Origin of the sequence: Leuconostoc litchii (assembly GCF_008107645.1) — a bacterium.
GTDB lineage: Bacteria > Bacillota > Bacilli > Lactobacillales > Lactobacillaceae > Leuconostoc > Leuconostoc litchii.
The window spans coordinates 883,099-903,149 of sequence record NZ_SDGY01000001.1 but is presented as its reverse complement, the minus strand read 5'-3'; the positions used below and the strand labels follow the sequence as shown (position 1 = coordinate 903,149).

The window sequence follows — 20,051 nt, the reverse complement described above, 5'->3', positions numbered from 1 at the left end:
AATATGCAAAATTTATCTGAAGTACTTAAACAATTTCAGCAGCAGTATGCTAATAAAGCCAGCTTAGGAGAAATCGTAGAATCCATCGGAAAAGATGAGGATATACGTTCTTTTTGGAAAGAACATCAAAATGAACTGAAGTCAGATGCTTTTCAATTGAAGATGGGTGATTTATACGAATATATACAGCAAAAGAAGAAAATAGCAGCAGGGGATAAAGTCTTATATCCTGGATATTATCCACAATTAGCTATTGAAAAAGGCTATCCATTAGTGCATTATGTAGCGACTGAAGACACACGAAAACAATTATTACAGCGTGAAAAACTTACATTGTATAAAACACCTAAAGCTATAAGACAAGCTGATTGGGGTAATATAGGGCAAGAAATTATAGATCATGCGCAAGATGAATTCGGTAAAACAGACGCTTTCTTAGCTTTGGATAAAATTCTAAAAAATTTTACAAATGGTGAGCAACACAGTTTTGTGCAAGGTGTTTATCTTTATGGTAACTTTGGCGTTGGTAAGACCTTTATGATGGGAGCCCTGGCCAATGCTCTAGCAGCTAATAATATTGGTGTCATGCTATTACATTTTCCCTCTTTCATTAGCGATTTAAAAGCTACATTTGATCATAAAAATGAGTCATTAGATGATTTACTAAGCAAAGCCAAGACTGTTCCTGTGTTAATTCTTGATGATATTGGTGCAGATACGCAAACTGCTTGGAGTCGTGACGCTATTTTAGGCATCATCTTAGAGTATCGTATGCAAAATGAGTTAACGACTTTCTTTACATCAAACTTTGATATGGAAAGTTTTGAAGAGTATTTAGCACAAACTAAAGAAGGACATGAACCCGTTAAAGCTGCTCGATTAATGCAAAGAGTTAAGTTTTTGGCTAAACCAGTCTCGATGACAGGGAAAAATAGACGGTTAGAAAATTGATATTTTTAAAAAAAACAAAAAAATATTGGTTAATTGGTATTGCTGTGATTTTAGCGTGGCTATTCTTGCGCTCTAATGCATTTATGTATCATGAACCAGTAGGAGAAGTGATAAAAGTTGAAGTTCAGTCTACCCAACAAACAACAGATGAACACGGTAACACCGATAAAATATATCAGCAATACTTAACAATTAAGTTATTAAATCGTAATCGTGTAATTAATCTAACGAACCAATATACAACTTCACAAACGGTAACACATCAATATCGCGAAGGAGACCAGCTATTACTAGCAGGACATCCTGGTAGGCTACGCATTATATCGGTAAAGCGTGATGCAACTATTGGCGCCTTGGGTGTTTTGTTTTTTGGATTATTATTAGTGTATGGCAAATGGCGGGCAACATCCTGGTTAACGCTAAGCCTTGTAGTTAATATTGTTCTTTTTGGTTTTGCTTTGTTGCTAGATGTCCAATTTAAAAATCCTAATGTAATTTTGATTTTTAGTATTTTAGCTTTCTTTGTTGCAACTACCAGTTTACTATTAGTTTTAGGTAAAACACTTCAAATGGTAGTTACATTGTTGGCTACACTATTATCAACAATTTTGACCATGTTAATCATGTTTTTTGTGCTGAAGATCACTGGTAACGAAGGTGTTCATTTTGAAACAATGTCCTATGTGACACAGGTACCCATAACGTTGTTTATTGCGCAGACTATCATTGGTGTGTTGGGAGCTGTTATGGATGAAGCTGCTGATATTGTTGCAGCGTTGTTTGGTTTACGTCGTGAAAATGCTGATCGTCATTTCAAAGATTATTGGTTGGCTGGTATGAACGTTGGCCGCGATATTATGGGTACATTAATTAATGTATTGTTCATGATATTTATTGCTGAAACAATGCCGATGGTCTTTTTAATGCTCCGCAATGGTAATAATTGGCCATATATACTTGACCAGATTATGAATCTTGGTATTTTACAGACAGTGGTTTCGGGTATAGGAATCGTGCTTGCTGTACCAGTAACAAGTGCTTTGGTTGGTTGGATTGTTGAGCGGTACAAGGTGGTAAACACATGAATGCAATCGGATTATTAATCATTATTTTGTTGATATTAATGGTGCTAGTTGGCGGTGCTCAAGGTATAAAAGCCTTTGTAGGTTTAGTGTTAAATTTTATGGCCATTTTCATATTGATGATTTTGATTAATTGGCAGTTTAATACATATATTGTAACAGCCCTAATGAGTGTTGTTATTTTAGCCTTAGCTATTTATTTAGGGGCAGAAAACCCTTTTGTGACAAATACTGCCTTTAAAACAAGTTTAATTGTTGTGGCTATTTTAATGTTATTGTCGATTATTGTACAACATTTAGGACAATTTCAAGGATTCGCCACAGAAAATTCTGAAGAATTAGAAGGATTGTCACTTCAAGTTGGACTGCCTTTTACTAAAATTGCTGTTGTAGTCATGGTTATATCTATTCTTGGTGCCGTAGCTGAGGCAGCAATGGCTATCGTTGCGGATTTAAATGAGGTTATTGAACGAACACCCAATTTAAGTCATAAGAGCTTGTATGCTCATGCCCATATTATTGGTGGTCAAATACTGGGAACGGCAATTAATACACTCTTTTTCGGTGTTTTAGGTGCGAATTTACCTTTGTTAATTTGGTTTATACGTTTACGCTATTCGTTGTCCATGTTTTTTAATGCAAAATTACTTATGATGGAGATTGTTACCATGATACTTGGTATGTTAGGGATTCTTTTGAGTATTTGGGTAGCTAGTCGCTTGGTTGCACATGAATATACTAAAATACAGAAAATAAATATGAAAAAGGAAAGCTAATCATTATGAATGAAACATTTGACTTAATTGAACGTATAACAAGAAACGATGGTAGTACTTACTTTGAGTTAGGTAATATAACACATAATGGTCGCTCAGAATATGCTGCGGAACATGGCTTTATCCAAAATGTACAAATTTTAAAAGTCAATATACCGCGATCAAGCCACGTAGAAAAAGTTGAAGCCTATATCAATCGGCATTATCAACTATTGTCACTTGAATACGATGGCTGGGAAGAGTGGGTTAAAACACCAGAAATTGAAGAAGAATTACGAATGATTCTTTTAGATAATCGTTTGGGTTAATTTTTTAATTAAAAGAATTGTTGCAAAAACAACAATGTATAAGAAAAGTAATCAAAATGTTGTAATTTTGATCAATTTTATATATAATTAAAAGCGTTGTTATTTGAGATGGCAACGTCATTAAGTATGGTAGTGTAGCCAAGTGGTAAGGCAACGGTCTGCAAAACCGTGATCGCCGGTTCGACTCCGGTTACTACCTTACACATGCATAATAAGCACGGTTAAATGTTATGTCAAATCTTTCTAATGAAATGTTGACATGATGAGTTTAATGGTGTTTTTTTATACTTAAAAAATTGCTGGATATTTTAAACAAGAAAGTGAATAGTATTAAATTGAGTAAAAAAAAGAAATATAACAAATTAAAAGAACAAGTAGATACTTTAGAATTTTTTCAAACTAAATTGATTAGAAATTCTGTTGTTTTGGAAAACGCCCTGATAGATATTATTATCAATAAAAAAGAACCAATAACAATGTACCAGTGGCTTACCGTGCATCAGGTCAATATTTATTACTTTATGCAACTCTTATCAATAATATTGCGGGCACAAGAAAAAGAGAAATTTATCACTGTTAAGAAACTTACGCGCAAGTGGCATGGGAAATTATTCGGAGACAAAACTGCTAGTCATAAAGATATTGATGATGTAAGGCAGTTACTCACATTGATGTTAAGTTCTGGAGACAAAACATATTCAGATGCAGCTCGTTATGTTTTAGATAATAATGTATAAACATTGTACGAGTAGTATAGTAATAATATTTTAGTTGGTTATTGACTTTTTTTTATATGTTATAATATTCAAGATGATTACCCTAGAAGACAATATTAATATCTTACCGGGTGTGGGGCCGAAGCGTCTGGATGCACTACATGAAATAGGTATTTTTACTATTGAAGATTTAGTAAATTATTTTCCATTTCGTTATCAAGATTTAGGTGAAAAATTACCCTCAGAAACATTAGACGGAGAAAAAGCAACTTTTAAAGGTATCGTTAGCACACCAGCAGTTGTCACTCATTTTGGCAAACGATCGCAAACACGCTTTGGTTTAATGGTGGAACACGAGAATATACGGGTTTCTTTTTTTAATCAACCGTGGGTTGCTAATAATATCGATGTTGGGCAAGAAGTGGCAGTTTATGGTACATACGATGCTGCTAAGGCAGCATTAACAGGGATAAAGATGATATCTATGGCTTCTAATGAGTTAGATCCAATTTATCCTGCCTCTAAACAGATTAGTGCCAAAACCATACGTCATTTAATTGAATTAGCTTGGTCTGATGTTCGAGGAACTGTAGGCTCATTAGTACCAAAATCTTTACGTCAAAAATATCGATTGTTGGATCGTAATACTCAAATTGAAAATATGCATTTTCCCACGGATATGGATCAAGCCAAGCTTGCACGGCGTAGTATCGCATTTGAAGAATTTTTTATTTTCCAAATGCGATTGCAATTACTAAAGTTGGCAGACAAAAATTTCCATGGGGAAGGGATTCGATACGATGCACAAGCATTAAGGCAGTTTGAGTTGGGTTTGCCCTTCGCATTGACATCAGCACAACAGAAGGTGATTGCTGAAATTTTACAGGATCAAAAGCGACCTATTCATATGAATCGCCTATTACAAGGAGACGTTGGTTCTGGGAAAACTGTTGTGGCAGCCATTGCATTGTACGCAGTGGTCACGGCTGGTATGCAAGCAACCATGATGGCGCCAACTGAAATTTTGGCGCAACAACATGCGGTTAATTTAGCAACGATGTTTGAAAAAGCAGGAGTCAATATTCGTATTGAATTGCTAACAAGCGGTATGAAAGTAGCTGTCCGAAGGCAACTATTAGAAGATTTATCTGATGGTACAATAGACATTTTAGTTGGAACACATGCGTTATTACAACCTGATGTTATGTTTCATCATCTAGGATTAGCCGTCATTGATGAGCAGCATCGTTTTGGGGTTAACCAACGTGCCAAATTGCGTGAAAATGGTGTGAATCCTGATATATTAGCAATGACAGCCACTCCAATTCCTCGTACATTATCAATTACAGCTTATGGAGAAATGGATGTCTCCATTATTGATCAATTGCCCAATGGTCGTAAACAAATTCAAACACGAAAAATTAGGCATCAACAAATTGATTCAGCAATTGCTTTTTTGAAACAGCAACTGTTTGATGGTGCACAGGCCTATGTTGTAACGCCCTTAATTGAAGAATCTGAAGCATTAGATGTTCAAAATGCACAAGCAATGTATGAATCGTTAAAACTTGAATTACCGAATTATACTATTGGACTGCTTCATGGTCGATTAACTAATGATGAAAAAAAATCGTTAATGGCTGAGTTTAAAAACAATACCATACAAGTTTTAGTCGCAACAACGGTTATTGAGGTTGGGGTGGATGTACCCAATGCTAGTATTATGTTAATTATGGATGCCGATAGGTTTGGATTAGCGCAACTACACCAATTGCGTGGTCGCGTTGGTCGTGGTAGTCGACAATCTTATACAATACTAGTGGCTGATCCTAAAACAGATTATGGCCGAGCAAGATTAGATGCAATGGTTGAAACAACTGATGGTTTTGTTTTGGCTCAAAAAGACTTAGAGTTACGTGGATCAGGAGATATTTTAGGGACTAAACAATCCGGTGTTCCGGAATTTGCTGTGGGTGATCCAATTAAAGATTTGAAAATGATGGAAATTGCGCAACAAGAGGCTATCGCATTAGTCAGTAATAAATCGTGGGATAAGGAGGATGATAATCAACTATTGGTTGATTATTTATCTAAAACAATGGCCCATTATCGACACTTAGATTAAGAAATTAACTCATTTATAACACATAGAAAGGGAATGCTCAATTGAATTAGTTGAGCATATTAAAATAATGAAGATAGCAATAGATGCAATGGGTGGTGATTTTGCCCCTCTAGAAATTGTAAAAGGTGTAGAAATAGCTCGCGATCGTTACGAAGATATTGAATTTTTACTTTTTGGAACTAGTGAAAAGGTTAAACCGTTGGTTAAAGATTGGACCCGTATTCAATTAATTTCAACGACAGAAGTGATTGAAATGGGTGACGAGCCCGTAAAAGCCATGAGAAAAAAGAAAGATTCATCGATGGTTAGAGCAGCTAACGCAGTTAAATCTGGTGAAGCAGATGCGTTGTTTAGTGCTGGAAACACAGGTGCCTTGTTGTCTAGTGCTATTTTCTTGGTTGGCCGCATTAAAGGTGTTGATCGTCCTGCCTTGGCAACAGCGTTGCCAAGTTTTGATGGACAAAATGATCAATTTGTATTTATGGATTTAGGTGCTAATGCTGAAAGTAAACCAGCACATCTTTATCAATACGGTATATTAGGAAGTTTTTATGCTTCTCATGTTCTGGGTATCAATAATGCACGTGTACGTTTGTTGAACAATGGTGCCGAAGAAGATAAAGGTGATGAAATTCATAAAGTTGCACATCAATTAATGAAAAATTCAAAGTCCTTTAACTTTATAGGAAATATTGAAGCGCGTGAATTACTAGAAGGCACTGCTGATGTTGTGGTTGCTGATGGATTTTCAGGAAATGCAGCCTTGAAAGCTACGGAAGGCACTGCTTTGATGATGTTAAAGCAAATTAAACATGCCATTTTGCAAACTGGTTTGCGTGGTAAAATGGGTGGTTTACTACTAAAACCTGCTTTTAAAGATATTCAAAGAAAATTAGACTACAATGAGGCAGGTGGGGCCGTTATTCTTGGCGTTAATGCGCCAGTCGTTAAAACACATGGATCTGCTAAGGCGAATGCTGTCGCCAATACCATGGGGCAAATAAAGAAAATGATTGAAAAAAATCTGATTCCAGATATTCAATCTTATATCGTAGACCACAAAGATGAATTACAGGTAGCTAAAAATGAATTACAATCACAAATCAATGAATAAGTTGTGATATAATGTTTTTTTAGATTATAAGTTCTGGAGAGTAGATTATAATGGCAATGGAAAAAGAAGCAATTTATAATATGATGGCTGACGAGATTGCGGAACGCTTTAATGTCAAGCGAGATAATATTACACCTGATTTGAATTTTTTAACAGATATTGATGCAGATTCAATTGATTTCGTTGAATTAGTATTAGAAGTTGAAGATATGTTTAATGTTGAAATTTCTGATGATGATGCAGAAAACTTAGTGACATTGCAGCAAACTGTTGATTATATTGTTGATCATCAAAATTAATAAAACGATATAGCTTACCATTTTAATGAAAGAGTTCCTGCACATATAGTCATTTGTATAGGGCTTTTTTTCATACCCATACTGTGAAGGCTTGCGTTAATGAAGATGGATGATAATAAACAATTACAATATCTCGTAGAAAAAATTTCAAAGCAATTTTTTGAACAACCTTTTAAACATAAGGCAAGTTTCAATCGACGCTTACGTACTACAGGTGGACGGTATTTGTTAACAACACACAATCTTGAATTCAATCCTAAAATGGTTAAAACAGCTGATTTTGTTGGTATTATCAAGCATGAATTAGTACACTATCATTTACATTTGAATCATCAAGGATATCGACATCAGGATAAAGATTTTAAAAAATTACTGATAAAAGTTGGCGGGGCTCGCTATGCACCAGATATTGGTAAACGTCAACATGCGCAGCATCAATGGTTGTACCGTTGTGCAAACGGACATCGTATCATCCGAAAAAGAAAATTTCCAGTTGCACGATATCGTTGTGGTCAATGCCAATCAGAAATAAAGTTTATTGGAGAATTATCGAATAAATAATTCATTTTAGTTATAATGAATATACAAACTTAATTGGAGATTATGATGATAAAATTAATTCTTTCGGATTTAGATGAAACATTGCTTAATGATGATGGTAGTGTTAACGCAAAAAATATTGTCGCAGTGCAGAAGTTTGTGCAAGATGGTGGTTATTTTGTACCCAATACGGGACGTTCATATAAGTCAGTTTTTGGTACATTAAGAGATTTGGGATTGAATCAACAAGAGAAGCAATACGTTGTATCATATAATGGCGGTGCTATTGTTGAAATTAATGCCAATGGTGCTGAAAATATTGTTGTGCAACATGGCATGGATTTAGAACTAGCGAAAAGTATTTTTAGCTTAGGACAAATCCAATCGGATATTGACACACATATATATACGTTGGATACTCTTTTTATTCACAACATTTCTAAAAATGATGAAAGATACATGAAAGAGCGTAATGTTCCTTACACGGAAATGACGGATGCCAATCTTGACTTTTTAACATATGAGAAACCAATTATGAAAGTTATTTTTGAACATACTAATCCAATGGTTTTGCAAAAAATTGCTGATACTGTTAATGCACAACTTGCAGATTATGTCTTAACAACATTTAGTTCAAATCGGTACGTAGAATTTAACCCTAAAGGTAGCGATAAAGGATCTGCTGGTTTGGAACTTGCTAAGATGCTAGGTATTTCTCGTGATGAAGTTGCCGCTTTGGGTGATAACCTAAATGACGCAGCGCAGATTAAAGCTGCAGGCGTTGGTGTAGCTGTAGCCAATGCTAAACCAGAGATTAAGGAATTAGCAGATGTAGTGTTATCAAAAACGAATAACGAAGGCGCTGTAGCGGAATTCATTGATGGACATATAGGAAAATAGATGGGTAATTTAATTGTAAGAGTAATTATATCTATTGTGAGTGTCTTACTATTTGTTTTGATATTTTTGTTAAGTGACCAGCAACGTTGGCCTTTATGGTTAACTATAGTATTGGTCATTATTTTGTTTATTGTTTTTAATATTGGTTATGTATGGCTATATTGGCAAAAGAAAAAGTTGACACTCGGCGAGGATAATGATGATTAAAATGGTAGACGATGTAACACCTCAGTCATTAATTATGAGAATAATTAATTTTATGGTGGTTTTATTTTTATTAGTGATTGCGCCACTGCCTTTAGCTATTTCCAATAACATTGATAATGTTTGGGTACAGATACTTTGTGTAATCCTTATGCTTCTTTTTTATAGTGGTTTAGGTTGGTATGTTTATTTTTTATTGAAAAAGAACATTGAGGGACCAATATTTACCAAACCAAATATTAGAAATTGGCGTGGTCTATGGTGGTTAGTTGGTATGTTGTTCCTGATGATCATTGTTGAAGGAATATTGGCACAGCTACGTATTCATTTAACAGGTGTGAGCATCAGTGAAAATCAAGCAGCCATTAACGAATTAACATCAAGTTTTAGTGTTACAATGGTTGGCATGGTGATTTATGGTGTTCTGTTTGCCCCTGTAGTTGAAGAAATGATTTTTCGCGGATTGATTTTAAATTATTTTTTCCGTAAAAATTGGTGGTGGGGGAATGTTATTTTATCAGGCATGATTTTTGCTTTACCGCATATGGGAAATATTCCAACTAATTTAGCTGATACCTTGAGTTTTGTTATTTATGCCACTATGGGCATGATTTTAGCATATGTTTATAAGAAAACTGGTGAGTTGCGAAATAGTATCGCAATCCATATGATAAATAATGGTTTATCGATGATACCTATTTTAATCATAGCTACTGAGAAAGCTTTACATTAAAAAGCACTGGCCTAGACCAGTGCTTTTTACTTTAAAATTGTAGCAAATCTTTTGGCGTATTAGTATAAGAAACGAAACCATCTTTACTCATATAGCCGCTATCTTCAATACGCACTCCTGCGACACCAGGTACATATATGCCTGGTTCGATAGAAAATACCATGCCTTCCGCCAATACCATGTCATTTCCTGCCATGATAGATGGAAACTCGTGTACAGATGATCCTAAACCATGACCAAGGCGATGATTAAAGTACTGACCATAACCAGCTGCTTTAATGACATCTCGTGCAATTCTATCCAACTCACTAGCCGTCATACCGATTTTAGCTTGTGATTGCGCAGCTAGTTGTGCTTCGAGTGTGACCGCATGGATTTTTTTTGCTTCATCACTGACGGCACCAAAAGCTACTGTTCTTGTAGCGTCGGAAGCATAACCTTCAGACATAGTTCCTAAATCAAATAAGGCCATTTCACCAGGTTTAAGTGTATTAGTTGATGTTGATCCATGTGGATCAGCTGCGTGCTCACCAAATTGAACCAAAGTTTCAAAACTCATACCCGTAATACCAGATTTTTTAAGTTCAAATTCTAATTCAGCAGCTACCGCTAGTTCAGATATGCCGTTTTTCAGTGCGTTGAAGCCAATGTTAAAAGCTTTATCGGCATCACGTCCGGCAGCTTTCATATGTGCAATTTCTGCTGGTGTTTTAATGAGACGTAGGTAATTAATTTGATCAGTGATATCTATCGAAAAGTCACCATCAGGATATGCCGATTGCAATAAATTAAGTCGCGCAACGGTTAAATTATCAGATTCAATAGCAAATTTTTGACCGTTTGTTTTCATTTTAAGTTGCATTGTCAACTTTAACCAAGGGTTTTCTTGATCCTCGTAGCCAATAGCATCATAGTTCCAACCACTTTCTTTCATGCTATGAACCTCAAGGGCTGGACCAAACAAAAATGGTTCATGATTTTCTAACAGTACAAGTGCCAATACACGCTCAATAGGATCTGATTCAAAACCGCTTAAATAGGCGACACTATGATAGTTTGTGATGATTGCGCCAGATAATTCTTTTTGCGATAACCAATTAGTTAATGCGTGGATTTTTTCTACATTCATAACACGAACTCCTGTGAAATTTTATATAAACATATTGTATCACTTTCATATTCATGAATCTTTTCTTGTAACAAGGTGAAACAATTGTGAAAGCGACTATAATTAATGTTGTAAGCGTTTGCAATTTGACGCTGATTTGATATAATAGTGTAGATAACTTTTAAAATTAAATCTAATTATAAATCAGTCATAAAGAGGAATAAACTATGCAAAAAAAGCAAACAGCTACGATATATGACGTGGCTAGTCGAGTTGGTGTATCATTAGCCACAGTGTCACGTGTTGTAAACGGAAACAGTAATGTGCGTGAATCAACGAAACGTAAAGTTTTAGATGCTATTGAGGAATTAGGATACCATCCCAATGCTGTAGCCCGTGGATTGGCATCAAAAAAGACAACAACAATCGGTGTTGTTATGCCTGATGTCACAGATATGTATTACTCTGAATTAGCCCGTGGTATTGATGATGTTGCTAATATGTACCATTATGACGTATTGCTAACAAATACAGACGAAGATCCTGTACGTGAAACAATGGCCATTAATAATCTTGCTAGTAAACAAGTCGATGGTATTATTTTCATGGGTAACGAGTTAGATCGAGAAGTATTAAAGACAATTGCTTCTGTTGATGCGCCGGTTGTACTGGCTGGTTCAATTGATGCGGAAAAAGTTTTACCTAGTGTTAATATTGATTATGTCGCTGCTGTTAAAGAAGCTGTTGAAATGGTTATTAATAATGGACATAAACGTGTTGCGTTAGTAACTGGACCGATGGAATATGCAATCAACAAGCAACATCGTTTGGTTGGATATCAAAGTGGATTAGAAGCCAATGGGCAAGATTTTGATGAAACATTGTTATTCTCATCTCATCAAGATTATGCAGCTGGGTACCAACTAGCAGAAAAAATATATGCTACTAATGCCACTGCTGCAATTGTCCATGATGATGAAGTAGCATTAGGCATTATGAATTATATGTTTGATCAAGGTAAGTCAGTTCCGGATGACTTTGAGATTATTACGTCAAACGATACTAAATTTGCTATTGTAACGAGACCAGCACTGACTTCAATTGGTCAACCCAAATATGATATTGGTGCAGTTGCTATGCGTATGTTAACGAAATTAATGAATAACGAAGTTGTTGATAATATGCAGGTCACATTACCACATACATTTGAAAAGCGCGGTACAACAATCAAGTGAGGAAATGTTTTTGAAATATTTGACACGTTATGTTAATAAAAGTAAAATTAAAGTAATGCTATAAATGATTCGTATTTAATATTATTGAGGGAACATAACGGTTAATATGATGAAGAGTCCAAAAAGACGCTATATAAAGGGCTTCGATGGCCTACGTGCTTTGGCTGTTGTTGGAGTTATTTTATTTCATTTGATGCCTACAAAATTTGTCGGTGGCTGGTTAGGCGTACCGCTTTTTTTTGTGATTTCAGGGTACTTAATTACTGATTTGTTGATTCAGGAGTATGATCAAAATTATCGTATTTCTGTCATACAATTTTACAAACGTAGAATTAAACGATTATATCCTGCTCTAGTAGGGATGTTGTTCGTTGTGGTTACTGTAATTTTGTTATTTGATCGTGACTTAATATATAATTTACGTCCCATTATTGAGACTAATTTATTTTATGTTTACAATTTTTGGTCAATTGGGCACGGACAATCTTATTTTCAGCAATTTGGTGGTGCATCACCTTTTACTCATTTGTGGTCATTATCTATAGAAGGCCAATTTTATCTGATATGGCCATTAATTGTTTGGGGGATTTTACGCTTAAGATTTAAGAAAATCTATGTTGCGAGTGCTTTAGCCTTTTTTTCATTGATTAGTGCAATTACAATGGCTGTGTTATATAGTCCAACAATGATTAATCGTGTATACTACGGTACTGATACACGTCTATTTGCAATTTTGTTGGGCACTGCGCTTGCCTTTGTTTGGCCCTCCAGTAAATTAACAAGTAATGCTAACCAGCATATACGGTACTATCTAAATGGTGTGGGCATTATTGCTCTTTTAACTTTTTGTGTGGCAATGGCAGCTTTAAATGGTCAACAGCCAAACACATATTATGGTTTAATGTATTTAATTAGTATAGTAGGAACGATTTTAGTAGCAGTTACAGCGCATCCAGCTTCTTTGTTTTCAAAATTATTTGATAATAAGATTCTGGCATATCTAGGTACACGTTCTTACAGTATTTATTTATACCAACTACCAATTTTTGTCTTTTATGAAAAATTGGTACCTAATTATCAGCCCAACACTTGGCATACAATTACCGAAGTAATATTAGTCTTGTTTGTAAGTGAAATAAGTTATCGATACATTGAGAATATTTTCCGTAATGGGCTTAAACTACGTCAACTAGGGTCGTGGTTGATACACTCACGTAATCGATTCTTTTTTGCATTAACTATTACTTTAGTCTTTTTTCTTTTTATTGCGCATGGATTAGCCGATAAAAGAGCCAATCAAGATCAACCGCAAACTGCATTACAGCAAAAACTATCTAAAAATAAGAAAGAAGTGGCGAAACGAAACAAGGCCGCAAAAAACTCTGCTAATCAATCTACTGTGCCATCGAATAAGAATCAAACGTCAACAGATGATAAAAAAATAATTGACACCTATGCTTTAAATGGTAATCAATATCTTTATTTTAAAAAAATGTCATTCACCGCAATTGGTGATTCAGTTATGCTAGATGCTGCTCCATATTTACAAGATATTAATCCTAATGTAATTGTTAATGCCAAAGTAGGGAGGCAGGCATATGAAGCGCCAGGTTTGGTCGCAGAAATGGCTCATAACAACCAATTATCAGAAAATATTTTAGTAGGTCTGGGTACTAATGGAGAAATCAGACGCTCAGATTTAGATCGAATGATGAAAACATTTGGTGCTAAAAGACAAGTTTATTGGGTGAATAATTTTGTACAAAGTAAGCCATGGCAAAAAGACAATAATGCCATGTTACAGAAGGCTGACAAAGATTATAAAAATTTGCATGTGGTTAATTGGTATGGTTTAGCTAAACAACATGCAGACTGGTTTGCTGACGATGGTGTACATCAGGGCGCTCTAGGTGCACGTAATTATGTTAGATTAATCGTTGAAAAAGTAGGCGTAGTCCATCATATTCAATAAATATAAGCAAATTAATTTATTTTTTAATATAAATAGTACGGTTGAAATTTTTTTATCTTTATATTAGAATGAATATAAAATAAGTTTTTTGGGGAATTTAATGTTTAAAAATATAAAGCAATTAACACCTTTTTCATTATCTTTGCTAGCAATTGCATTTATTATGTCGATTAGTCAGTCAACGATGACCACAACTTATCCAATTTTAATGAAAAACTTTAATGTTAATGCTAGCACAGTGCAGTGGTTAACCACTGGTTTTATGGTTGCTATGACATTAGTCATGCCACTCAGTCCATGGTTGTTAGATAATGTACCCTTACGAAAATTATTAAATAGTATTGTCGGTATCTTTTTAATTGGTACATTTATTGCAATGGTAACGCCTAATTTTACTGGTATTATTATTGGAAGGTTATTAGAGGGACTAGCTGTGGGTGCCTTGTTTCCAACATTTCAAAGCGTAATTATCGAGAATACTGATAAAAGTAAACGTGGTATCGCCATGGGAGTTGTCGGCTTAGTTATGGGGTCAGCATTAGCTGTTGGTCCAATTATTTCAGGTATTGTTCTACAGTGGATCTCTTGGCGTGCATTATTTATACTATTTTTTGTAATATTATCTATTTTGATAGTTATTTTACAAAGTAAAATACAGAATACGCATGAGATGAATCCAGCCCCTTTTGATTGGTTTTCAGCCGTTACTTTACTAGGATTTGGTGGTATATTGTATGATGTATCAATGATACCAACGACAGGTGTTGGTGTTGCATGGTGGGTTATTTTGATACTGAGTATTAGCTTGTTAATCATATTTATTGTTCGTCAAATGAAGTTAGTGCAACCTTTTTTGGATTTAAAAGTCTTTAGATATCAAGGATATGTTCCGGCAATGTTGTTAACGGGTTTGTCATATTCTGGATTAATTATTGCTACGGTACTGATGCCTTTATTTTATCAAAAAATTTTTAATTTTACTCCATTATGGTCAGGTTTGCTCATGGTGCCAGCAGCCGTTTTTTTGAGCCAATTAAACCCAAAATCTGGTGTAATGTTAAGTAAAATTGGCTTGAAAAAGTTAGTTTACATTGGTATGACAATGATGTTTGTAGGTTACGCATTACTGGGTGTATTCGGTGCAGCTTCATGGTTTGCTTGTTTAGTAGCAGCAATGCTCCTTGAAGGAGGTAATGCGTTTATTATGATGCCGGCAATAACTGCTGCAAATAATGCACTTCCAAAAAAATTGGTCAGTCATGGGACAGCGATTATCACAACTATGCGTCAAGTAATTGGTGCTGGTAGTGTCGTTATTGCATCAATATTAATTACTACTATTAATGCGAACGATTCCTTTATAAATGCGCTCTTGCTCACAAGTCGATGGTTTTTAATTGTACCAGTAGTTGGCTTATTATTAACAATACGAATAAAGTCAAATGAATAGGGTAGTAAATTGTCTTGTGGTAAATACTATTTAAATTCTGCATGTGAAATGGGGAAAATATATGATTGACGAAGGTTGTGTAACGGCCATATAAAAAGTAATTCACTTGATTATTTGCAATGTTGAGCATTAAAACTTAAAATGATAGTTAAGAAGTGAGGCAAAAGATGACTACAATATATCAACATGGAACTTTAGCACAACTGGTGGCACGTCAAATGTCAGGAACAATTACTGTTGCTGAAATGTTGGAACATGGGGACACTGGAATCGGTACTTTTGAAGGTCTTGATGGTGAAGGTATTTTCCTAAATGGTGAAGCCTATCAGGCTGATAGTTCGGGAAAAGTCCATCATATAACTGATAAGCAGACAACATTACCCTTTGCATCTATTCATTTTGATCAACCAGAAGTGAGTCAAAAATTACCATTCAGGCAAGTGAATTATAGTGAATTGACAAAAAGCCTTCAAGATAAACAACTATTTAATGTTTTCTCTGCTTTAAAAGTACATGGTGAGTTCTCTCACGTTCACGTACGTATTGTTGCTAGACAGGAAAAACCTTACCCCAGTTTATTACAAGTCGCGGAACAACAACCTGAATTTGAAGCTGAAAATATAATCGGTACATTGGTTGGTTACTATGCACCAAAAGTATTTGGTGGACCAACGGCTGCTGGATGGCATTTGCATTTCTTGTCAGATGATTTAGCTTTTGCCGGTCATGTTTTGGATTTCAATGCCACAGATGTTGATGGAACTATTCAGATTTTTGATAATTTTTTGCAACATTTACCAATCAATAATGAAGATTTTAGATCAATGAATCAAGACATTACTGACTTAGATAAAGCGATTGAAGCTAGTGAAGGCGGAAAAAATTAACATTAAAAGGAGCTCCGAGAGAGCTCCTTTTAATGTGCACGCGTTTCTTCAATAACATCACGCATTGTATCAACAACATATTGTGTATCTTGAGACAAATGTGAACCAACTAATGTAAATAACGTATCAATAATAGTGAGTTGAGCAATTAAAGAACTCATTGACTCACTACGGAAATTAACTTCTTCTGCTAAAGAAAGCAACACTAAATCAGCTAATTTTGCTAAAGGTGAGTCTTTGAAAGAGGTTATAACAATTATTTTTACATGATGCTCATGTAATTTTTTAGCAATGAGTAGTGTATCTTTATTTCTACCAGAGTGCGAAATAACAACTGCTGTGTCATTTGAATTTAGTTTAACAGCTTGCATTAATTGCACGTCATAATCCGGATGAGCAATAACATCAATGGGTGTACGTAAAAATTTGTGATAAGCATTAAAAGCAACAATAGATGATCCGCCAATACCAAAAAAACCAACTCGACGGGCAGATATCAAAGCCAATGTTGCTTCGTCTAATTGGTTAGCAGTCAAATTGCTGATAGTCGCTGCCAACGCATTTTCTGCGCCACCAAAGACTTTTTGAGCAACCGCAATTGTATCATCACTATCGGCAATTTCACCAAATAAATCGACTGATGTTGTCATTTGAGTGGCAGCACTTGCCAATGAAACTGAAAATTCACGGAATGACTCTAGACCGACTTTTTTCACAAAACGTGAAATAGTGGCCGTGGATACACCAGATAGTTCAGACATTTCTTGAATATTAGCTTCGCTAGCTTGGCCGACATTATTAATGATGAAATCGATGAATTTTTGTTCCGTTGTATTATATTGTTTTCGTTGTGCCCGTAATTGGGCAATAATATTATTTGCCATTTTTTAATGCTCCGTTAAACTAATAATACAAGATTAGAAAACAATTTTCAATAATAAGGTTGCATTGTGTAAATTTTTTTCATATAATAATAGTTGTATTAAAAACTCAAAAAACAAAGAGGTAAGTAGACATGAAGTTTGCGATGATCGGCCTTGGTAAGATGGGCTTGAACTTGGTAAAGAACGCCGTTGACAACGGTCATGAAGTTGTTGCATTTGATTTAAATGCTGACTTTGTTAAGGAAGCAACTGATTATTCAGCATCAGTTGAAGCTGCTTCTGACATTGACGATATGTTGTCAAAGTTGCCATCTCCAAAGGCAGTTTGGGTTATGGTACCAGCTGGTGTACCAACTAACTCAACAATCGATACATTGATTGAGAAGATGGATAAGGGCGACATCATTATTGATGGTGGTAACTCTAACTATAAGGATAACTTAGAACAAAACAAGCGCACTTCTGCTGCTGGCATTAAGTTCTTTGACGCCGGAACTTCTGGTGGAATGAACGGTGCCCGTAATGGTGGTAACTTCATGATTGGTGGCGATGATGCCGAAGCTTGGAAGGTTATCGAGCCTTTGTTTAAGTCAATTTCTGAAGAAGATGGTTACTTGTATACTGGTCGTTTGGGTTCAGGTCACTACTTGAAGATGGTTCACAATGGTATCGAATACGGTATGATGCAAGCTATTGCTGAAGGATTCGAAGTATTGGAAGCTTCACAATTTGACTACGACTACGAAGCTGTTTCAAAGTTGTGGAACCACGGATCAGTTATCCGTTCATGGTTGATGGAATTGGCTGAAGAACAATTTGCCAAGGATCCACATTTGGATGCTATCGCTGGTCGTATGCATTCTTCAGGTGAAGGTAAGTGGACAGTTCAAGAATCATTGGACTTGGACGTACCTGCACCAGTTATCTACTTATCATTAGCAATGCGTTACCGTTCACTGCAAGATGACACATTTACTGGTAAGGTTGTTTCAGCTTTGCGTAACGGCTTTGGCGGTCACGCAATGGACGCAGCAAAATAATTAAAAAATATTTGTTCATTTCGATGAACATAGCTCCCACTATAGGGAGCTTTTTCTGTATGGAAGAGAAAATAATAAACGCTTAACATCAATATAGAGGTAGACAAATGGAGTATATGATTGGTGTCGACGTCGGCACAACATCGACAAAAGCTGTTCTTTTTGATGATCAAAACGTGGTCGTTGCAAGTGCAAATAAAAGTTATCCATTATATCGTAATTTGCCCGATATGGCTGAAGAAGATTTGAACGAACTGTTTGAGGCATTAATTTCTGCGTTATCTGAAGTGGTTCGAGATGCTAATTTGAGCAAAGGAAACACAATTTCGGCAGTATCATTTAGTTCAGCAATGCATTCGCTCATCGCGTTTGATGAACAATGGGAGCCATTAACACGCGCTATTACATGGGCTGACACGCGCGCAGTAGAGTACACTGAAGAATTAAAAGCAAATGGATTAGGGGAACAGATTTACAAAAATACTGGTACACCTATTCATCCCATGGCACCATTGTCAAAATTATTATGGCTTAAGGCAGAACACGCTGATATTTATAATAAAGCAGGTCATTACTTAGGAATTAAAGAATATTTGTTCCATCGACTTTTTGGTTCAAATAAGATGGATATTTCTATTGCTTCAGGCACTGGCTTATTTAATATCTTTAATTTAGATTGGGATGAGCAAGCGCTCGCAGTTACAGGTGTTCGTAAAGACCAATTACCTCTACCTGTAGAGCCTTATGAATATGAAGACAATATGTTTGAAAAATATGCCACATTGATTGGTATTCCGGCTAATACACCGTTTGTCTATGGTGCTGGCGACGGGCCATTATCAAACTTAGGAGTTAATGCGGTTAAACCAGGTGTTGCAGCTATTACAATTGGTACTTCGGGCGCAATTCGTGTTGTGTCTGAAAAACCAGTTATCGATCCAAAGGGACGTACCTTTACATATGCATTAGATAAAGATAATTGGGTTGTAGGTGGTCCGGTTAATAACGGTGGGGATGTATTTAGATGGGCACGTGATAACATGTTTGATGCTGAAAAATCAACAGCTGCCTTATTGGGAAAGGATTCTTACGACTTATTAACAGAAATAGCAGAGCGCATTCCTGCTGGTTCTGAAGGGTTGATTTTTCATCCGTATCTGGGCGGTGAACGTGCCCCAATTTGGGATGCCAATGCTCGTGGATCATTCTTTGGCTTGAATCATGGCCATACTCGTGCACATATGTTGCGTGCTGTGCTAGAGGGTATTACATTTAATGTGTTCATGGTGAGCTTGGCGCTTGAAGAAGTTGTAGGTGGTTTGAAGTCAATTCAGGCAACAGGTGGCTTTGCACGTTCACCATTGTGGCGCCAAATGTTTGCTGATATTTTTGAACAACCAGTGACTGTGCCAGAAGCATTTGAATCTGGTGCCTTAGCCGCAGTTATTGTAGCCCAAAAAGCTTTAGGGAAAATTGATAGTTTATATGAAATCGAAAAATATGTAGGGGCAGCTAACACTTACCTACCAGAGCCTAAAAACTTTGAAGCCTATCGAGAATTAGCACCAATTTTTATTCGTCTTTCTAGACAACTGCAGACAGAATATCAAAATATTGCTAACTATCAAAGAAAACATTCAAAATAATTTAGCTATAGAAATACTAGTGGGGAAGAATGTATTTGTGATGAAAAGGAGATAACGGTTAAAGACCGTTAACACAAGTAG

General features: G+C 35.7%; 20 protein-coding genes and 1 tRNA gene. 19 read left to right on the top strand and 2 right to left on the bottom strand.

The window, feature by feature from the left end; all coding sequences use genetic code 11:
- The first annotated feature begins 3 nt into the window (after nucleotides 1-3).
- The 13 genes from dnaI (at nucleotide 4) to ESZ47_RS04375 (ending at nucleotide 9,748) form a co-directional block, all read left to right on the top strand.
- Nucleotides 4-951 carry a primosomal protein DnaI gene (gene dnaI / locus ESZ47_RS04435; RefSeq protein ID WP_148605116.1) on the top strand — a complete coding sequence of 316 codons (948 nt, stop codon included), beginning with the start codon at nucleotides 4-6 and terminating at the stop codon, nucleotides 949-951.
- Nucleotides 948-2,036 carry a YibE/F family protein gene (locus ESZ47_RS04430; RefSeq protein WP_148605114.1) on the top strand — a complete coding sequence of 363 codons (1,089 nt, stop codon included), beginning with the start codon at nucleotides 948-950 and terminating at the stop codon, nucleotides 2,034-2,036. The genes dnaI and ESZ47_RS04430 overlap by 4 nt, the downstream gene beginning before the upstream one ends.
- Nucleotides 2,033-2,809, top strand: coding sequence for a YibE/F family protein (locus tag ESZ47_RS04425; protein ID WP_148605112.1), 777 nt, complete (start codon nucleotides 2,033-2,035; stop codon nucleotides 2,807-2,809). The genes ESZ47_RS04430 and ESZ47_RS04425 overlap by 4 nt, the downstream gene beginning before the upstream one ends.
- 5 nt (nucleotides 2,810-2,814) lie before the next feature.
- Nucleotides 2,815-3,117: a hypothetical protein gene (locus ESZ47_RS04420; RefSeq protein WP_148605110.1), complete on the top strand. Its 303-nt coding sequence runs from the start codon at nucleotides 2,815-2,817 to the stop codon at nucleotides 3,115-3,117.
- Between the two features lie 128 nt (nucleotides 3,118-3,245).
- Nucleotides 3,246-3,316, top strand: a tRNA-Cys gene (locus ESZ47_RS04415).
- 136 nt (nucleotides 3,317-3,452) lie between these two features.
- Nucleotides 3,453-3,854 (top strand): hypothetical protein, encoded by a 402-nt coding sequence (locus ESZ47_RS04410; protein ID WP_148605109.1) that lies wholly within the window; start codon nucleotides 3,453-3,455, stop codon nucleotides 3,852-3,854.
- Nucleotides 3,855-3,927: 73 nt separating this feature from the next.
- Complete coding sequence (gene recG, locus ESZ47_RS04405; RefSeq protein ID WP_148605107.1) at nucleotides 3,928-5,958, top strand: ATP-dependent DNA helicase RecG; 2,031 nt, start codon at nucleotides 3,928-3,930, stop codon at nucleotides 5,956-5,958.
- 67 nt (nucleotides 5,959-6,025) lie between these two features.
- On the top strand, nucleotides 6,026-7,072 hold the full coding sequence (plsX, locus tag ESZ47_RS04400) for a phosphate acyltransferase PlsX (RefSeq protein WP_148605105.1): 1,047 nt from the start codon (nucleotides 6,026-6,028) through the stop codon (nucleotides 7,070-7,072).
- Between the two features lie 50 nt (nucleotides 7,073-7,122).
- Nucleotides 7,123-7,371: an acyl carrier protein gene (gene acpP / locus ESZ47_RS04395; RefSeq protein ID WP_148605103.1), complete on the top strand. Its 249-nt coding sequence runs from the start codon at nucleotides 7,123-7,125 to the stop codon at nucleotides 7,369-7,371.
- Between the two features lie 105 nt (nucleotides 7,372-7,476).
- On the top strand, nucleotides 7,477-7,932 hold the full coding sequence (locus tag ESZ47_RS04390) for a SprT family protein (protein WP_148605734.1): 456 nt from the start codon (nucleotides 7,477-7,479) through the stop codon (nucleotides 7,930-7,932).
- 45 nt (nucleotides 7,933-7,977) lie between these two features.
- Nucleotides 7,978-8,811, top strand: a complete 834-nt coding sequence (locus ESZ47_RS04385; RefSeq protein WP_148605101.1) for a Cof-type HAD-IIB family hydrolase — start codon at nucleotides 7,978-7,980, stop codon at nucleotides 8,809-8,811.
- Nucleotides 8,812-9,018 (top strand): hypothetical protein, encoded by a 207-nt coding sequence (locus ESZ47_RS04380; RefSeq protein WP_148605100.1) that lies wholly within the window; start codon nucleotides 8,812-8,814, stop codon nucleotides 9,016-9,018.
- The gene (locus tag ESZ47_RS04375; protein ID WP_148605098.1) at nucleotides 9,011-9,748 is read left to right on the top strand and encodes a CPBP family intramembrane glutamic endopeptidase; all 738 of its coding nucleotides are present in this window, start codon (nucleotides 9,011-9,013) and stop codon (nucleotides 9,746-9,748) included. The genes ESZ47_RS04380 and ESZ47_RS04375 overlap by 8 nt, the downstream gene beginning before the upstream one ends.
- 31 nt (nucleotides 9,749-9,779) lie before the next feature.
- On the opposite strand, the gene ESZ47_RS04370 is transcribed toward ESZ47_RS04375, so the two are convergent.
- The gene (locus ESZ47_RS04370; protein ID WP_148605096.1) at nucleotides 9,780-10,877 is read right to left on the bottom strand and encodes a M24 family metallopeptidase; all 1,098 of its coding nucleotides are present in this window, start codon (nucleotides 10,875-10,877) and stop codon (nucleotides 9,780-9,782) included.
- A gap of 206 nt (nucleotides 10,878-11,083) precedes the next feature.
- Between ESZ47_RS04370 and ccpA the strand changes: the two genes are divergently transcribed.
- The 4 genes from ccpA (at nucleotide 11,084) to budA (ending at nucleotide 16,400) form a co-directional block, all read left to right on the top strand.
- Nucleotides 11,084-12,091 (top strand): catabolite control protein A, encoded by a 1,008-nt coding sequence (gene ccpA / locus ESZ47_RS04365; RefSeq protein WP_148605094.1) that lies wholly within the window; start codon nucleotides 11,084-11,086, stop codon nucleotides 12,089-12,091.
- Between the two features lie 109 nt (nucleotides 12,092-12,200).
- On the top strand, nucleotides 12,201-14,063 hold the full coding sequence (locus ESZ47_RS04360; RefSeq protein ID WP_148605732.1) for an acyltransferase family protein: 1,863 nt from the start codon (nucleotides 12,201-12,203) through the stop codon (nucleotides 14,061-14,063).
- A gap of 100 nt (nucleotides 14,064-14,163) precedes the next feature.
- Nucleotides 14,164-15,513, top strand: a complete 1,350-nt coding sequence (locus ESZ47_RS04355) for an MFS transporter (RefSeq protein ID WP_148605092.1) — start codon at nucleotides 14,164-14,166, stop codon at nucleotides 15,511-15,513.
- 167 nt (nucleotides 15,514-15,680) lie between these two features.
- A complete protein-coding gene (gene budA / locus ESZ47_RS04350) occupies nucleotides 15,681-16,400 on the top strand; it encodes an acetolactate decarboxylase (RefSeq protein WP_148605090.1) in 720 nt (239 codons plus the stop codon).
- Nucleotides 16,401-16,429: 29 nt separating this feature from the next.
- On the opposite strand, the gene ESZ47_RS04345 is transcribed toward budA, so the two are convergent.
- Nucleotides 16,430-17,284 carry a MurR/RpiR family transcriptional regulator gene (locus ESZ47_RS04345; protein WP_148605088.1) on the bottom strand — a complete coding sequence of 285 codons (855 nt, stop codon included), beginning with the start codon at nucleotides 17,282-17,284 and terminating at the stop codon, nucleotides 16,430-16,432.
- A 131-nt stretch (nucleotides 17,285-17,415) separates the two neighbouring features.
- On the opposite strand from ESZ47_RS04345, the gene gnd reads away from it, so the two are divergent.
- Nucleotides 17,416-18,324, top strand: coding sequence for a phosphogluconate dehydrogenase (NAD(+)-dependent, decarboxylating) (gene gnd, locus ESZ47_RS04340; protein WP_148605086.1), 909 nt, complete (start codon nucleotides 17,416-17,418; stop codon nucleotides 18,322-18,324).
- Between the two features lie 107 nt (nucleotides 18,325-18,431).
- On the top strand, nucleotides 18,432-19,970 hold the full coding sequence (gene gntK / locus ESZ47_RS04335; protein WP_148605084.1) for a gluconokinase: 1,539 nt from the start codon (nucleotides 18,432-18,434) through the stop codon (nucleotides 19,968-19,970).
- Nucleotides 19,971-20,051: the final 81 nt, after the last annotated feature.

Bases quoted from the DNA above. Each gene is read 5' to 3' on its own strand.
- acpP (WP_148605103.1), top strand. From the start codon at position 7,123: ATGGCAATGGAAAAAGAAGCAATTTATAATATGATGGCTGACGAGATT.
- plsX (WP_148605105.1), top strand. From the start codon at position 6,026: ATGAAGATAGCAATAGATGCAATGGGTGGTGATTTTGCCCCTCTAGAA.
- ESZ47_RS04385 (WP_148605101.1), top strand. From the start codon at position 7,978: ATGATAAAATTAATTCTTTCGGATTTAGATGAAACATTGCTTAATGAT.
- recG (WP_148605107.1), top strand. From the start codon at position 3,928: ATGATTACCCTAGAAGACAATATTAATATCTTACCGGGTGTGGGGCCG.
- ESZ47_RS04370 (WP_148605096.1), bottom strand. From the start codon at position 10,877: ATGAATGTAGAAAAAATCCACGCATTAACTAATTGGTTATCGCAAAAA.
- ESZ47_RS04390 (WP_148605734.1), top strand. From the start codon at position 7,477: ATGGATGATAATAAACAATTACAATATCTCGTAGAAAAAATTTCAAAG.
- dnaI (WP_148605116.1), top strand. From the start codon at position 4: ATGCAAAATTTATCTGAAGTACTTAAACAATTTCAGCAGCAGTATGCT.
- budA (WP_148605090.1), top strand. From the start codon at position 15,681: ATGACTACAATATATCAACATGGAACTTTAGCACAACTGGTGGCACGT.
- ESZ47_RS04425 (WP_148605112.1), top strand. From the start codon at position 2,033: ATGAATGCAATCGGATTATTAATCATTATTTTGTTGATATTAATGGTG.
- ESZ47_RS04420 (WP_148605110.1), top strand. From the start codon at position 2,815: ATGAATGAAACATTTGACTTAATTGAACGTATAACAAGAAACGATGGT.
- ccpA (WP_148605094.1), top strand. From the start codon at position 11,084: ATGCAAAAAAAGCAAACAGCTACGATATATGACGTGGCTAGTCGAGTT.
- gntK (WP_148605084.1), top strand. From the start codon at position 18,432: ATGGAGTATATGATTGGTGTCGACGTCGGCACAACATCGACAAAAGCT.
- ESZ47_RS04355 (WP_148605092.1), top strand. From the start codon at position 14,164: ATGTTTAAAAATATAAAGCAATTAACACCTTTTTCATTATCTTTGCTA.
- ESZ47_RS04380 (WP_148605100.1), top strand. From the start codon at position 8,812: ATGGGTAATTTAATTGTAAGAGTAATTATATCTATTGTGAGTGTCTTA.
- ESZ47_RS04360 (WP_148605732.1), top strand. From the start codon at position 12,201: ATGAAGAGTCCAAAAAGACGCTATATAAAGGGCTTCGATGGCCTACGT.
- gnd (WP_148605086.1), top strand. From the start codon at position 17,416: ATGAAGTTTGCGATGATCGGCCTTGGTAAGATGGGCTTGAACTTGGTA.
- ESZ47_RS04345 (WP_148605088.1), bottom strand. From the start codon at position 17,284: ATGGCAAATAATATTATTGCCCAATTACGGGCACAACGAAAACAATAT.
- ESZ47_RS04375 (WP_148605098.1), top strand. From the start codon at position 9,011: ATGATTAAAATGGTAGACGATGTAACACCTCAGTCATTAATTATGAGA.